15 protein-coding genes and 1 pseudogene are annotated in these 14,580 nt (G+C 48.9%); 11 read left to right on the top strand and 5 right to left on the bottom strand.

Annotation, left to right across the window (positions count from 1 at the left end; translation table 11 throughout):
• Positions 1-5: 5 nt before the first annotated feature.
• From BN871_RS16620 to BN871_RS16610, 3 genes are all read left to right on the top strand, one after another.
• Positions 6-1,229 carry an enolase C-terminal domain-like protein gene (locus BN871_RS16620; RefSeq protein ID WP_048747464.1) on the top strand — a complete coding sequence of 408 codons (1,224 nt, stop codon included), beginning with the start codon at positions 6-8 and terminating at the stop codon, positions 1,227-1,229.
• Positions 1,230-1,367: 138 nt separating this feature from the next.
• On the top strand, positions 1,368-2,222 hold the full coding sequence (locus tag BN871_RS16615) for an NAD(P)-dependent oxidoreductase (protein ID WP_048747462.1): 855 nt from the start codon (positions 1,368-1,370) through the stop codon (positions 2,220-2,222).
• A gap of 491 nt (positions 2,223-2,713) precedes the next feature.
• Positions 2,714-3,058 (top strand): hypothetical protein, encoded by a 345-nt coding sequence (locus tag BN871_RS16610; RefSeq protein ID WP_049867755.1) that lies wholly within the window; start codon positions 2,714-2,716, stop codon positions 3,056-3,058.
• Between the two features lie 128 nt (positions 3,059-3,186).
• Here BN871_RS16610 and BN871_RS16605 read toward each other — a convergent pair whose 3' ends face one another.
• Complete coding sequence (locus BN871_RS16605) at positions 3,187-4,164, bottom strand: alpha/beta fold hydrolase (RefSeq protein WP_048747459.1); 978 nt, start codon at positions 4,162-4,164, stop codon at positions 3,187-3,189.
• A 24-nt stretch (positions 4,165-4,188) separates the two neighbouring features.
• Between BN871_RS16605 and BN871_RS30275 the strand changes: the two genes are divergently transcribed.
• Positions 4,189-4,413: a LysR substrate-binding domain-containing protein gene (locus BN871_RS30275; protein ID WP_198156147.1), complete on the top strand. Its 225-nt coding sequence runs from the start codon at positions 4,189-4,191 to the stop codon at positions 4,411-4,413.
• A gap of 3 nt (positions 4,414-4,416) precedes the next feature.
• Here the strand turns inward: BN871_RS30275 and BN871_RS16600 are convergent, their stop codons facing one another.
• Positions 4,417-5,274 (bottom strand): LysR family transcriptional regulator, encoded by an 858-nt coding sequence (locus BN871_RS16600; RefSeq protein WP_021878024.1) that lies wholly within the window; start codon positions 5,272-5,274, stop codon positions 4,417-4,419.
• Between the two features lie 101 nt (positions 5,275-5,375).
• Between BN871_RS16600 and BN871_RS16595 the strand changes: the two genes are divergently transcribed.
• The gene (locus tag BN871_RS16595; protein ID WP_232313131.1) at positions 5,376-6,071 is read left to right on the top strand and encodes a flavodoxin family protein; all 696 of its coding nucleotides are present in this window, start codon (positions 5,376-5,378) and stop codon (positions 6,069-6,071) included.
• A gap of 30 nt (positions 6,072-6,101) precedes the next feature.
• Here the strand turns inward: BN871_RS16595 and BN871_RS16590 are convergent, their stop codons facing one another.
• Positions 6,102-6,602, bottom strand: a complete 501-nt coding sequence (locus BN871_RS16590; RefSeq protein ID WP_048747455.1) for a VOC family protein — start codon at positions 6,600-6,602, stop codon at positions 6,102-6,104.
• A gap of 95 nt (positions 6,603-6,697) precedes the next feature.
• Here BN871_RS16590 and BN871_RS16585 point away from each other — a divergent pair, with 95 nt between their 5' ends.
• The 3 genes and pseudogenes from BN871_RS16585 to BN871_RS16575 form a co-directional block, all read left to right on the top strand.
• The gene (locus BN871_RS16585; RefSeq protein ID WP_048747453.1) at positions 6,698-7,630 is read left to right on the top strand and encodes a YafY family protein; all 933 of its coding nucleotides are present in this window, start codon (positions 6,698-6,700) and stop codon (positions 7,628-7,630) included.
• A 492-nt stretch (positions 7,631-8,122) separates the two neighbouring features.
• On the top strand, positions 8,123-8,842 hold the full coding sequence (locus BN871_RS16580) for an SDR family oxidoreductase (protein ID WP_021878020.1): 720 nt from the start codon (positions 8,123-8,125) through the stop codon (positions 8,840-8,842).
• Between the two features lie 316 nt (positions 8,843-9,158).
• Positions 9,159-9,443, top strand: a pseudogene (locus BN871_RS16575) (MMPL family transporter); the annotation flags it as partial.
• A gap of 402 nt (positions 9,444-9,845) precedes the next feature.
• Here the strand turns inward: BN871_RS16575 and BN871_RS16570 are convergent.
• The gene (locus BN871_RS16570; protein ID WP_048747451.1) at positions 9,846-11,156 is read right to left on the bottom strand and encodes an amidohydrolase family protein; all 1,311 of its coding nucleotides are present in this window, start codon (positions 11,154-11,156) and stop codon (positions 9,846-9,848) included.
• A gap of 167 nt (positions 11,157-11,323) precedes the next feature.
• Between BN871_RS16570 and BN871_RS16565 the strand changes: the two genes are divergently transcribed.
• Complete coding sequence (locus BN871_RS16565; protein WP_048747449.1) at positions 11,324-11,752, top strand: MarR family winged helix-turn-helix transcriptional regulator; 429 nt, start codon at positions 11,324-11,326, stop codon at positions 11,750-11,752.
• 218 nt (positions 11,753-11,970) lie between these two features.
• Here the strand turns inward: BN871_RS16565 and BN871_RS16560 are convergent, their stop codons facing one another.
• Positions 11,971-12,435 (bottom strand): VOC family protein, encoded by a 465-nt coding sequence (locus BN871_RS16560; RefSeq protein ID WP_048747447.1) that lies wholly within the window; start codon positions 12,433-12,435, stop codon positions 11,971-11,973.
• Positions 12,436-12,599: 164 nt separating this feature from the next.
• On the opposite strand from BN871_RS16560, the gene BN871_RS16555 reads away from it, so the two are divergent.
• Positions 12,600-13,511: a YafY family protein gene (locus BN871_RS16555; protein WP_048747445.1), complete on the top strand. Its 912-nt coding sequence runs from the start codon at positions 12,600-12,602 to the stop codon at positions 13,509-13,511.
• 151 nt (positions 13,512-13,662) lie between these two features.
• The coding region (locus BN871_RS16550) for an ABC transporter ATP-binding protein (RefSeq protein ID WP_048747443.1) at positions 13,663-14,580 on the top strand (918 nt) is incomplete at its 3' end.

Raw genomic sequence — 14,580 nt, 5'->3', positions numbered from 1 at the left:
TCGCAATGGCCAGGATCAGGGATATCCAGTGCATCCGCACGAGAGAGAACGGCTGCTGGACGATCGTGAAGGTCGTCACCGACCAGGACGGGCTGTACGGGCTTGGCTCCGCCTCGGATCTGTACAACCCGGAGGCGGTCGTGCAGGTGATCGAGCAGCTGCTGAAGCCGCTGCTGATCGGCAAGGACGCCGCCAACATCGAGGATCTGTGGAATGTGATGAGCCTCAGCGCCTACTGGCGCAGCGGCGGCATCCTGCAGACGGCCGTCGGCGGCATCGACATGGCGCTGTGGGACATCAAAGGAAAGGAAGCGGGCTTGCCGGTGTACCAGCTGCTCGGAGGAGCGGCCCGTGCGGCCGTGCCTTGCTACGGGCATGCGGGCGGGCGAGATCTAGCCGAGCTCAAGGAAGACGTGCATCGCTTCATCGAGGAGGGCTACACCGTTATCCGCGTGCAGATGGGCGGCTACGGGGGCGGCGGCTTCATCGACGCCTCGCGTGCTCGGCTGCCAGAGAATGCATGGTCGAGGAATCAGGTTTTCGACGAGCAGGCCTATGTGTCCGCCATACCCCGGATGTTCGAGGGGCTGCGGCTGGAGTTCGGGCCGGATGCGCAGTTCACGCATGACGTGCATGAGCATCTGTCTCCGGTCCAGGCGATCCAGCTGGCGCGGAATCTGGATCCTTATCGATTGTTTTTCCTGGAGGACGCGCTTCCGCCTGAACAGCTTGGCTGGTACCGCCATCTGCGGGCTTCCTGCTCCACGCCCCAAGCGGTAGGCGAGCAGTTCACCAACGTGCAGGAGTGGCTGCCCCTGATCTCCGAGCGGCTGATCGACTTCATCCGCGTCCGCCTGTCCAAGGCGGGCGGCATCAGCGCCTGCCGCAAAATCGCCGCCGTCGCAGAGGCGTTTGGCGTCCGCACCGCCTGGCAGGAGGGCGGGGAGAACGATCCCGTCAACCAGGCGGCGGCGGTCCATCTGGACATGGCGCTGTGGAACTTCGGCATTCAGGAGGTGAACCATTTCCGGCCGGAGGAGCGGGAAGCTTTTCCGGGATTGATCGAGCGAAAAGGCGGCTACCTGTATCCGAACGACAAGCCGGGACTCGGACTGGAGCTGGATGAAGTCCAAGCTGCGGGCCTGCTGCGCAAAGGCTGGGACAGCTCGAAGTACCATCATCCGTATGCGCTGGACCGCAAGGCGGATGGGACGCTGGTACGGCCTTGATGGCGGCTGTTTCTTGGAGTAGGAGCATTCAAGTACGGTGAAGAACGTCAGCCAGGCAGACCCGCTCTACACGATGTTTTTTTGAGCAGCTGTACAGATCGGGCTGAAGTGCGGGGACAAGCGAAGAGGAGGCGCCACATGAAAACAGTCGCGGTAACGGGAGGCAGCGGCAAGCTGGGCTCGGAGGTCGTGCGCCAGCTGAAGGAAGCCGAATTCGACGTCGTTTCGCTGGATAGCCGCATTTCGGATAAGCTGCCTTGCAGGCAGCTTCAGGTAGACATGAACGATTTGGGGCAGGTGATGAGCGCCCTGCGCGGAGCGGAGGGCATCGTCCATCTGGCAGCGATACCGGCGCCGGTCGGGTTCCCGCATAACCATATCTTCGCCATCAACGTCATCGGGGGCTTCAACATTTTGGAGGCTGCTTCGCTGCTTGGAATTAATCGAGTTGTCATGGGATCGAGCACGTCCTGCTATGGCTTCGCGTGGGCGGAGAAGCCCTTTGCGCCGGCTTATCTGCCAGTCGATGAGGATCATCCCCATCTGGCCCAGGAAGGCTACGGCCTGTCCAAGACGCTGAACGAGCAGACGGCGGCGATGTTCAGCCGCCGCAGCGGGCTGGAGGTCGTCAGCCTCCGATTCTCCCTGATCGCGGCTCCGCAGGAGCATGATCATTTGCGGGAGGCGATGAAGCGGCCGGAGGCTTTTCGGAAGATCCTTTGGAGTTATGTAGATCTACGGGACGCCGCCGCGGCTTGTGTTCTGGCCTTGACGGCGGAGGGGATCCAGGGAGCGGAAGTGCTGAATATAACCGGGGATGATACGCTGAGCGAGCTGGATACGGCGGAGCTGGTGAAGAATTATTATCCCGAGGTGAAGGAGTTTAAGAAGGAGCTGACAGGGCGGGAGCCGCTGTTCAGCAATGAGCGGGCGAAGCGGGTTTTAGGTTGGGTGCCGGGATATTGTTGCGGAAATAACTATATGGACGATTAAGATAGCTGCACTCAGCAAATGCACACGGTTGGAACACCATAATGATTTCAAGTCCGCATAAAAGCGGGCTTTTTTCTTTACAAACATAAACCTAGGTTGCTCGGAAGTGTTGCTATATGGAATGACAACGAGCATACCGAGAGTGCTCAATACTCAGTAGTTAAGTTACGCGGGGTCCAGTTTAAGATTAAGAGTAGTGAACCCTACCATAAGTGACGGCGAAAAGTTTGAGTGACAAAAAAGGGGGGAGAGGATTGATTGTAGGAGTGATGGAAGAAGGTATAAGATAGCTTATCCCCCTAGAGATGGACTGTAGGGGGATTGTTGTGCGACCCAATAAGATCATGTTTTCCAATTTAACGGTATGATTGTACTGACCGCGAGCAGCTTGTTCCATTAAGGACACGGGGCGAAATAATAGTTATAATGAACGGCTCTTAAGTGTAGGACATCAGTCGAACTCATATTTATGGGAAGTCATCGATAATTTCATGTCGATCTCAGATAAGACTAGAAAGTATTATGGGGTAGATCAGGAAATAGATGTTCCATATGCAAGCAAGCTAGAACTAATTATTGATGAGACTGAGAAAGATGATTCGTCCATTGTCGGCGAGGAATGCCATATTCTTTCTGGACAGAAGAATGGGCCTAGACATGGTCAAAACCGTCCTAAAGATGAAATGGATACTTATGATAGCTTAATTCGGTTATGTCGCATTCATTACAAGATGATTGATGACCAAATTGAGACATTTACCGTATCTTTTCAATTCTTTTTGGCCACCACTTTTAAGAAGGATGTAGTGTCTAGAGTTTCAAACACTAGAGCGTAAATGTCTTTAGGCGACATTTCTAATAAATAGTTCTTCCAAGAAAAACAGCTCTTTCTGGCGAGTACTGTACATAGGGAGTACAACCTTCTCTGAACCTCAAGCCCAGCAAGGCTATTGATTTATGAAATTCAATTGGACAGAAGATTATTTAGTGCATCATTAATAAAAGAGATATCAGGCTGATGAATACCCCTTCCAGCAAAATGTCCCCAAATGGAGTCTATTGGATGTATGCATGCGTTCGGCATATGATCGGCTTCGTACATGCTATCATCGTGCGTAAAATAGAGATCTGTTTTTCCTGGCATAATGCAGGCTTGGGCCTTGATGCTTTGGAGTGCCTGATTGAAATCACCCTTGTACAAGGGATTATTGCTGATGTCGGCATGTTGCCCTGTCCGAATCATTGCCAATAAGTTGCAAGGGTCAAGCGCAAGAAAGTTTTGCTCCCAGAAACCGGCAATAAACTCATCTAATGAATCGTACCCTAGCTCCTTGTAGCAGCTATTACGATAGAACGCATGCGAGAGTCCCCATCCGGCGTAAATACGTCCTACGGTTCGTAAGCTTGTGCTCGTGTCGTCAGTCTCCAGTGGAGCCTTTACACCTTCAAAGAAGGCATAGGTGTGAGGCCAAGTCTTGGCTGTTCCGTTAAAAGGTGCTATCCGTTGAACCATATTGGGATAAGCGGCTCCCCATTCAAAGGCTTGCATAGCTCCTAATGACCAGCCTGTGACCAGAGCAATCTTCTTAATCCCTAGTTTGTACATCATGAGATGGTGCTGTATTCGCACATTGTCATAGATCGTAATGAGAGGAAATGAGTTCTTATCTGACGGTATTTCCATGTTGCTAGGGGATGAAGACAAGCCGTTTCCTAACAGATTTGGAACCATAATAAAGTATTTATTTGGATCCAGTGCCATACCTTCGCCGATCAACCATTCATTGCTTCGATGGGTATCGCCCAGAGCTGTAGGATACAAAATAACATTGTTCTTCTCAGCATTCAAAGTCCCATAAGTTTTGTATGCGAGAAAAGCGTTATTCAGCACTGCACCTGACTGCAGGGTATAATCGCCTAGCTCCAAAATTTCATATTCCATGATAAAGTCCCTCCTAAAACAGAATTGATTTTCGATCAGGCATTAGCTCGGGAAGGAATCGTTAGATTACATATGAATTTGGAATTTTCAAGTGCTGAAGCAATAAAACAATGCGCAATGTCCGGCATCGGAATTGCATTTCTTCCTCAACTGGCCGTATCGGGTGAGTTTGAAAGAGGAGAACTACCTATCCTTCCTTGCGAAATGACAGAACTTAGAGTAGCGACACAGACGGCCTGGCATAAATAAATTTCAATCAAGGCCAGCGATCTTCACCATTTCTACGAAAGCTGTCAAAGCTTTACTGGAAAATGGAGCATTCCGGCGAACCAGGTTTGTCTGCGTACACCTGAACGCTGCCGGAAGCGTGAATGCACCCAGCGACTTGTAGGCTCCAGTCAGCACGGATTGAGGCAGCAGCGTAGCAGCAAGACCGGACCGCACACAACTCAGCAGCGTTTCCAACGAGCTGATTTCAATCATCTTCACCAGAGGTGTTCCTTTGCTGCCAAGCCACTCCTCCAAAATAGCCCTGAATGGACATCCCTTCGGAAAAACAGCCCATTTCGTCTTCGACAGGTCCGGGTAAACCTCATCTGTTTTTTGGGTCAGCAGCTTGACCTGCTCCTGCATCGTATATTCACAAATCAACTGAGGCGACTTGATATCGCCAGTGATGAAGGCGCCATCCAATTGATAGTTTAGTACCTTTGCAAGAAGCTCCGATGAGGTTCCAGTTATTAGGGAAAGCGATACATCCGGGTATTGCAATTGAAAATCTGATAAGATGTTCATAAAATTTCCGCACGTAACGGTCTCTACAACGCCGATCGCTAAGGGGCCGCTTGGATAAGATGTCTCCCGGACCTCTTTAACCGCTTCTTCGGACAAATTCATAATCGTTAGCGCATATTTGCGTAATACGATCCCCTTTTCAGATAGTGTGACGCCTTTGGAATGTCTGTGGAACAACGCTACCCCCAATTCAGACTCCAGCTTACGGATTCGCGCGGTAACATTCGACTGCACGTACTCCAATCGTTCAGCTGCCCGCGAAATACTGCCTTCTTCTGCAATGCTCAAAAATACTTTGAGATCAATCAGTTCCACGGTTTCTCCTCCAAAGGGATATCAGAAATAATGATACAAATATCAATATCGATCATTATTCAATTTGCAATTTCATTATTACAATGAGGATAAGAAAAGCGTTGAACCTAAAACCGCATTGGAAAGGGGAAATAGAATTGAATAACCATTCACCAAAGCTGCTTATCCTCGTTGGCAGCCCGCGACGCAAAGGGAATTCTGCCGCGCTTGCAGCAGCTGTTCAGCGTGGGGCGGAGCAGGTGAGGACTCAGGTATCGTTGCGGTTCATTGACTCGTACATTTCAAGCTTTCTCCATGATTGCCGGACCTGTCGTCTTCCGGACAGCGAGTGCGCTATTGCCGACCAGTACCGGACGCTGTTTTTCGATGACTTTCTACCGGCCGACGGTGTGGTGTTCTGTTCCCCGGTGTACTGGTACGGCTTATCGGCTCAGACAAAAGCGTTCTTCGATCGCACATTCTGCTATTATGCAGCGTCGTACTCGGAATCGGCCCATGTTATGGAGAGGATGTCCCGCAAGCGCATTGGCCTTGCGCTGGCTTCCGAGGAGACTTATCCGGGCGCCTCGCTCGGCATTATCCATCAAATTCAGGAGTATTCCCGCTACACAGACTCCGAATTTGTTGGTGTCGTGCGAGGCTTCGGCAACAGCCGCGGCGAGGTGGTGAATGACCCAAGTTCTCCGGTTACCGCCGCCGAGCAGCTTGGCCGTGAATTTTTCCGGAGCAAATATTCCGATTACCGCTTAGACACCCAAAGGAGCGGGCGAGTGTGGCCTTCGGATTCGACTCATTAGTTGCTCCTGAAAAAGTCCAAAATGGGTCTTTCAGCTCTTTTCCACATCCGTCAAAAATGAGTTAAAGCTCTTCTGGGCATATTCCATAGCATCAATATACTCTTGCTGTTTTGACCGCTCTATCATTTCTTCAGGACTAACGTCCTCTATTTTGGATGTTATCCACCATATATTCCCGAACGGATCAACTACTCTTCCGCCTCGTTCCCCCCATGCCTGGGTTATCACTCTCGTCATGGATGTAGCGCCGGCCTTGATGGCCTGAGCAAAAATTTCATCGCTGTCACCCACATACAGACGGATCAAGCAAGGAAACGACGGCCATTCGGCAGGAGAATCGAACATTAGAATCTTTGAATCGCCGATGCGCACCTCTGCATGACCTATGCTTCCGTCAGCATTGTATACCCGGCCAAGTTCCTGTGCATTAAATGCGGAAGCCAAAAAAGCAATCAATTTTTCTGTGCTTTTTGTAGTGACCCAGGGGGTAATGGTATGGTTCTCAGGTTGCAGCATTTGGTTCTCGTTCATTCGGCTCAACCTCCAATGACAGAATTGGATTTGATTGTAACATGGAAAACTTGACAACATTATGTCATGTTTTAAAGGGTAGAGGGGGTGAAAGGATGAGGATCGACCGATTAATCTCCATTATTATGCTTCTCATGCAACGCAGAAAAGTGGATGCTAAAGAGCTGGCCGCAATTTTGGAAGTGACTACCCGTACGATTTACCGCGATGTTGAAGCTATCAATCAGGCGGGTATTCCGATCATAACCTACCCTGGACGTCAGGGCGGCATCGGTATTCTGGAAGAATATAAAGTAGATAAAAAGCTTTTCACAAACAAGGACATTCGTACGATGCTTATTGGCTTGTCAGGCGTTCAATCTGTATTAAAAGACGAGCAATCCAAAAATGCCATTATCAAAGTCAAAGGTATGGTGCCTCGTAATCAATTATCGTTGGTTGAAAGACAAACGGAACAAATCGTCATTGACCTGACGCCGTGGTATGCAGACGCTCGTTTGGAGCAATTTCTAGAATGCGTGCATAAAGCTTTGGATCAGCAGAAAATAGTACATTTTGAATATTGCAACGCACAGGGAAGGACGTCCAACCGTGAAGTCGAGCCGTATCGACTTGTTCACAAGGGAAATCATTGGTACTTGCAAGGCTTTTGTCGGACAAAGCAGGTGTTTCGAACATTTAGAGTTTACCGGATATCTAATATATCTCTTTCAGAGACTACATTTGTCCCGAGCAACTTTGAAATCGATGAGATGGATGCATCATTCTCCAAAGAAGCATCATGGATAAACGTTCAAATTAGATTTAATGAGAATATTAAAAAGAAGATGATAGATTATTATGGTGAAGGTTGTATTGTTTCTTATACGGATGGCTGGTACACTGCAACAATTTTATTGGAAGATAATGAGCAAGGTTATGACTCCTTATTAAGATTTACCAATCACTGCGAATGTTTGAGCCCTTCGCATATCAGAGAACATTTAATTGAAAAAGCGGCTGGTATTTTGTCTTTATATGGACGATAGACGGACAGCGCGGAGAGTCGTACCACAGTGCCGAAAGACCTGATACATCGTTTTAGGGGAAGTTCCCAATGCATGTGGGACGTGCTTTAAACCACAATATTATATAGCATAACTGAAATAAATCACCTAATAAACGCACTGCGTCCGCTTGAAGACAGGTAGATACCAATCTGTAGGCAAGTTTGGCGATATGAGATTTATGCTTTTGAGGTTCTAACGGGGGTGACGGACTCCCCAGAGTAGCATCAACTAAAGAAGACTTTGATTTTTGAAATTTGGTCTCATGAGAAAGGAACAGAGTTGAAAAATGTTATAAGTTCGTTACCGTCCTGTCCTCTGAGTGGTTATTTGGGGAGAGAGTATTTGGATGCTTCGTTGATTCGGGATAAGTAGCCATATAAAAATAGTGATTATTATTTAAATGAGACACTGTTCTCATGAGCGGTGATTACTAGATATAATTATAAAAAAATCGTATCGAAAGGATAACTCATGAAAAATTTCATTATCTTCGGAGCAAGTAAAGGATTAGGTGAGGCATTCGTCAAGGGATTACCCGAACATGGCGATCAGGTTTGGGTGGTTTCTAGAACTTACCCTAGCAGTTTAAACGTTGAAGATGGTATTCTGAAATATTGGATCGAGGCGGATTTAGCGAATCCTGATGCAAGCAAGTTGATTACGAGTGCATTAAATGATATTGCTATAGACGTATTAATATACAATGTAGGGATATGGGAGAGTAAAGGGTTTCGAGACGACTATAATTTTGAGCAAGATGATCCAGCGGAGATTGCCAATATCATCAATATTAATGTTACTTCTGCGATTACCTGTATCCAGAAGCTTTTACCGAATCTCAAAAAGTCAGATAACGCCAAAATTTTCTTGATTGGTTCTACGGCAGGTCTTGAACATAACGATTTTACACAAGTTTCATTTGCAGCTTCTAAGTTTGGTTTGCGTGGTATTGGAAATTCCATGAGAGAGTATGTAAAGAAATATGGAATCGGTGTAACTTGTATAAATCCTGGTGAGATTGCAACCCAAATTCCATTGGAGGATGGAGTCGAAAAAGTCCTCTCAACATATGGCGGCACACAGATTCCTCTTCAAGATATGGTTTCTTTGGTTAAATGCGTAATGAACCTTTCTAAAGCTTCTTGCGTAAAAGAAATCACTATCCCAACAATGTTAGATACAAATGCGTAGTTGACTTGATTGAGAATAAAAGTTCGAACATAGTGAAGTACTTTTCAAAGAAACCACTCCGTAATTGGGAATGGTTTTGTTTTATATGCGGATGTATACGTTATGGTCAACCGTACTTTGTGCTTAGATACATTGCGGTGTATCGTATCATAAGTGACAGCGAAAAATAGTGGGATTTCGGGCTAGATTGAAGTCCGGCACAGCAAAGATTTGAGTATGAATCAATTCAAGACTAAAGGGTCTATTCAAGTTCACTCAATGATTTGGCGACAATTTGCACTTCCTCTTTTCGGTGGAGCTATCGTGATCCTAGCCAGGAATGGGACTGAGCGGCCGAGTCGTGACTGAAGCGGGACTAATCATGATTTTTGTATTTGGCGCCTTTATATTTGCTGACGATCCGATGATTAAAGTAATGGGCTTTGCACTTACTTTCGGTGTTTTGGTGGACTCATTCTTGATTCGGATGACCTTAGCTCCTGCGATCATGGCTTTGCTTGGAAGGTCCGCCTGGTACCTGCCTAAATGGCTCGATAATGTGATGCCAAATGTCGATATTGAAAGCGAGTCGATAATGAAGGAATTGGAGCAAAGTAAGTAAACAAAGGCCAATTCAAGAAAAAATCACAGGAGGCAGTTGAATCATGACTAGTTCATGCATCAACAATTCCCAACGAGTGATGGCAGCTTGCTGCCAGCCGTGATGAGGTTAGTCGGAGCGGATGTATCCCGACAATGAATTCCACGTTCCTTGTTTACGGGACCGAGGGTGGCCGAGACCCGGAAGCCTTTTTTGGTTTCGCTTTATAGATGAAACGGCCATATGAAAGTGAAGATGGATGGACGCCATTGTCCATCCTCGTCTTTAAACGTGCCTTTTCAGACGGCGTCAATCGGCTGGCAGTTGAATTACAAAAACGAACAGCAGGGCCCTCTTCGAAGCGGAGGGCCCTGCTGTTCGTTTTTGACTACATATAATTTGTTAGAACAGGAGTAACAACGATCAACTTCGTTTCTGCACGCCTTTGAACCATACGGCTTGAATGGACAGGGTATCCGAGATAGTGGTTGTCGGATCGCCATTGACCAGGACGAGGTCAGCGCGCGCTCCTTCGATAATACGTCCGCGATCCTCAAGACCGAACCGACGGGCCGGTTTCGAGGTAGCCGACTGAAGCGCTTCTATGGGAGTGAATCCAGCCGTAACGAGCAGCTGCAATTCATGATGCACGCTGGCTCCATGAGCCAGGCCGCCAAGATTCGGAACGGGAACGGGGGCGACATCCGTACCGACAAGAATATCCACTCCTGCATGGTGAAGATCCATCACGTTTTTGAAGCTGTTTTCCATTTTGCCTTGCGGGAAAGTATGGAAGCTAGAGTTCAGAATATCGATCCATTCCGGACTTAAGTTGGAATAAACACGCGGATCATTCGCCAAATCGGTTGCTGGATTCCCGAGAATGGATGAGTTCAACACCAAGCACGGTATAACAAACGCGCCGGAATCGACGATGGATTGCACTAACTCCGACGTGTATTCAGGCCTGTCGACAAACAGGTGGCCCAATCCGTCGACTCCAAGATCGATGGCGGTTTGCGAAGAATGAGCAGTCAAGACGTGGGCGATGACGATTTTGCCGAACTTATGGGCTTCTTCCACGGCTGCACGTAGAATCTCGTCGCTTAAAACCGGCAGGCCAGGAGCACCCATGACGGTGCCTTCTTCAATCATGATTTTGATATAGTCGGCGCCATTCTCTACTTGTGTATGCACATGTTTGATGGCTTCTTCCACCGTCGTTACTTGCGGAACTTCTTCGTGATCGTGGGCGTATGCGGCCAGCATAGCTTCCCGGTCTTCCTTTGCAAGCTTCTCCAATTCCTTTAACACGAATTCCGGGATCTCATCCCCATCCGGAAGCAATTCATCCGGATGGCCGCCCGGGGCGGTTATCGCCGTGCCTGCAGAACGGACATCGGCGACGTCCTCTGCATTTTTCAATTGGATTGCGCGTCCTCTCTCCGTAAAGTCGCCGTTCATCTCGAGTTCTGTCGTCACGCCGAAATTCAAGGCATCCCGCAAACCGCCGATGGAAGTGTGGACATGCGCATCAATTAAGCCGGGCAGTAATGTCGCATTGTTGGCATCGATGATAGTAGCATTCGCCGGAATGTCGCCGCCCACCGCAAGGATGGTTTCTCCTTTGATGACAACGCTCCTTGACTCGATTACTCTTTCCCCATCGAAAATACGCGCATTCGTAATGGCAGTCACTTTTTCTGACGGAACGTGTTGAACTGCATTCTTCATTCTTATTCCTCCTTGGCCTGACAGCTGCATGGCAGTGTAACAATTAGAAGTATAAAAGTTAGAAAGCTAACTGTCAATAAACTAACTTTAATTTGACGCGTCAGCTTGTTTTCTGTATAGTCTATTTACCGACAATTAGCCTTCTAATAATTTGAGGGGGTACCATCATGAAACCCCGCAAGGATACGCCTTATCTGGATTTGTTCCAGATTATCGGCCTTAAGTTAAAGAAAAGAGCGGACGAGAGCATCAAAGAGCTGGGTTTAAACGCGCACCAGGGGAAAATAATCGACTATATCTACAAAAACCAAGATAGAACTATTATTCAAAAGGACCTTGCAGATCGGTTTCACGTGCGAGGAGCCAGTATTACAAGCATGCTTCAGGGCCTTGAGAAAAGAGGATTTATCGAGCGCAAGATACCTGCCAATAATGAACGGCAAAAAAATATATATGTTTTGCCCAAAGCCGTTGAATTGATCGAAGAATTTAATGCTTCCTTTCAAAGCGTCGAGGATCAAATCGTTCAAACCCTTACCGCAGAGGAAAAGAAAACCTTGAAGGAAATACTAGTTAAAATTAATGAAGGCTTGTGACTGCGGTTGGATTTTGACGCGACCGCGGCTTGAAAGTTCCATGTTAGGGTTGAAAACCATGCGCCGCGGCAGCTCCTTCCGTATTTTTTCGCCCATAGCCCCGTTCAGCTGAACCGCTTTATTTGGCTTAATTCTTCCCTATCCATCCTCCCTGTCCTTGATTTTTTGAACAAAAAAAAAAAGCGCGGCAACCGTCCATAGACGGTACCGCGCTTTTATTATTTTTTATGGGCAAATACGGAATCAAGAAACTTGTCTGCGTCGCTGTTGAACTTCCAGACCATGCCGAATCGATCCACCAGCATTCCGAAGCAAGCGGACCAAGGCTGGCTGGACAAAGGCAATATGATTTGTCCTCCAACAGACAGGTTGTTGAAGTATGCGGCCAAAGCTTCTTGATCCTCGATAACGAGACTGATCAGCACCTGGTTTCCTTGTACAAGCTCGCCCGTTACCGGCTTCATGGAAGGCAGAAGGTCCGACATCATGATTTTTCCGCCATCAAACTCGATCGATGACTCCATCACCATTTCCTGTTCATTTGACGGCAACGGGTAGTTGGGATCTTGGGGAAGATCCTTGAACTGGACTTTCTTGACCTGGGTCGCATGGAACGCTTCGGCATAAAAGTCGATCGCTTGTCCTGCATTTCCATCAAAATTCAAATACGCAACAGCTGACATGGTGATTCCTCCTTCTTTTGATGCACTCAGCATAAGGTATAATAGGTGACAGCTATATTGTCACTTATTTGTGCTGCGCCCAAACAAAAGTTGGGATTAAAATGAAACAGACGTTTTTGAATTCATATGAACAGCTACGATGCTCGAATTCGAGGAGGGGAAAAATGGGGAAGATAGAGCGGCTGATTGCCATCGTCATGATCCTGCTGCAAAAGGAAGTCGTTTCAGCGAACGAATTTGCCAAGCTGTTTCAGGTGTCCAAAAGAACGATTCTCCGCGATATGGAAACGCTTGGCCTGTCCAATATTCCGATTTACTCCATTCATGGGGTGAATGGCGGTTATGGGATCATGAATGAATATAAGCTCGACAAGCGCCTTTTGAGCCACAAGGATTTGGAAAATCTGTTGGTCGCTCTGAGCGGACTGGGGCAAATTCGGGTCCATCAGGAAGTGGAGATGACGATAAAGAAGATTGAGTCCATGGTGAATCCGGTGTCTCCCAAAGGGTTTATTCATCTGTCCTTTTACGATTGGGAAGGGCGGTCGGAGATTCAACCGATCTTGAACATTTGCCAGCAGGCCATCCTGCAGAACAGGCTGGTTTCATTTGATTATATGGATCGAAACGGTCTCGCTACAAAGAGAACGGTGGAGCCTTACCAGCTTCATTTCAGCGAGATGAGCTGGTACTTGAAGGGCTTTTGTTTAGAACGGCAGGCGTATCGAACGTTTAAACTGTCGAGAACGGATCGTTTGAATACGGAGAAACAATCCTTTATTCCTCGAAATGATCTGGATCATTCAGTCGCGGGAAATGACTATCAGGCTCGGCTCGTTGCCGTCAAAGCTCGTATTTCCCCCCGCATCCAAGATCAATTGCTGGAAAGGTATGGCCGAAAAAGCATCGATGCCTCGAATCCCGAACAGGTGGTGGCGACGATCAGCGTGCCTCAAGACGAGATCGGGTTTCAATTTTTAGCGGGTTTCGGGCGGGACTTGAGGATTATCGAGCCCGAATCCTATGTGGCTGACTATCGGAATTTTTTGGCCGGAATCATGGACGCCTATACTTGAGAGAATACGATCGAGAATCTGAGTTCCGCAACTCTCTTCCCCAGCCAATATCCCCCTGCAAAAGCCAATTCCACCCTATTATTTCCATTCCCGCCTTGCGCTAACATGGACTCTAGAGCAATCCAGAAGAGTCTAGAGCGAGGTGAGAACAGTGGGAAGCATCACGTTCAATCATGTCTTCAAACGCTATAAAGGCGAAGCCCGCCCCGCCGTGGACGATTTTCATCTGTCCATCGAGGAGGGCGAGTTCCTCGTGCTCGTCGGGCCGTCCGGCTGCGGCAAGTCCACGACGCTGCGCATGCTGGCCGGTCTCGAGGAGATCAGCAGCGGCGAGCTGTACATGGACGGCAAGTTCATCAATTACGTCTCCCCCAAGGACCGGGACATCGCCATGGTGTTCCAGAACTACGCCCTTTACCCCAACCTGTCCGTGTTCGAAAATATCGCGCTCGGCCTCAAGCTGCGCAAGACCGCCAAGCATGAAATCGGGCTGCGCGTGAACCGCGTGGCCAAGATTCTCGAAATCTCGCATCTGCTGGAGCGCAAGCCGAGCCAGCTGTCCGGCGGCCAGAAGCAGCGCGTCGCCCTCGGCCGAGCCATCGCCAGGGAGCCGCAGGTATTCCTCATGGACGAGCCGCTGTCCAACCTCGACGCCAAGCTGCGGGCGCAGACCCGCGCCGAGCTCATCAAGCTCCAGAGCGACCTCAAGCGGACGACGGTCTACGTCACCCACGACCAGGTCGAAGCGATGACGATGGGCACCCGGATCGTCGTCATGAAGGACGGCGTCATCCAGCAGGTCGCCCCGCCGCGCAAGCTGTACGACGAGCCGGCCAATCTGTTCGTGGCGGGCTTCATCGGCTCTCCTCAAATGAACTTTATCCCCGGCAGGATCCAGCGGGAGGACGGGACCCTCTACTTCGCCAACCGCCGGATGAAGCTGCCGCTGCCCGTGGAGATGGAGCGACGCCTCGGCGGCACCGACCGGTCGCTGCGCAGCGTCGTGCTCGGCGTCCGGCCGGAGCATGTACGCCTGAGCGCCGCGCTTCCGGAAGGGGAGGACAGCGGC

It is taken from the genome of Paenibacillus sp. P22, from assembly GCF_000469945.2.
Classification (GTDB): Bacteria; Bacillota; Bacilli; order Paenibacillales; family Paenibacillaceae; genus Paenibacillus_O; species Paenibacillus_O humicus.
This window is presented reverse-complemented; position numbering and strand designations above follow the sequence as displayed.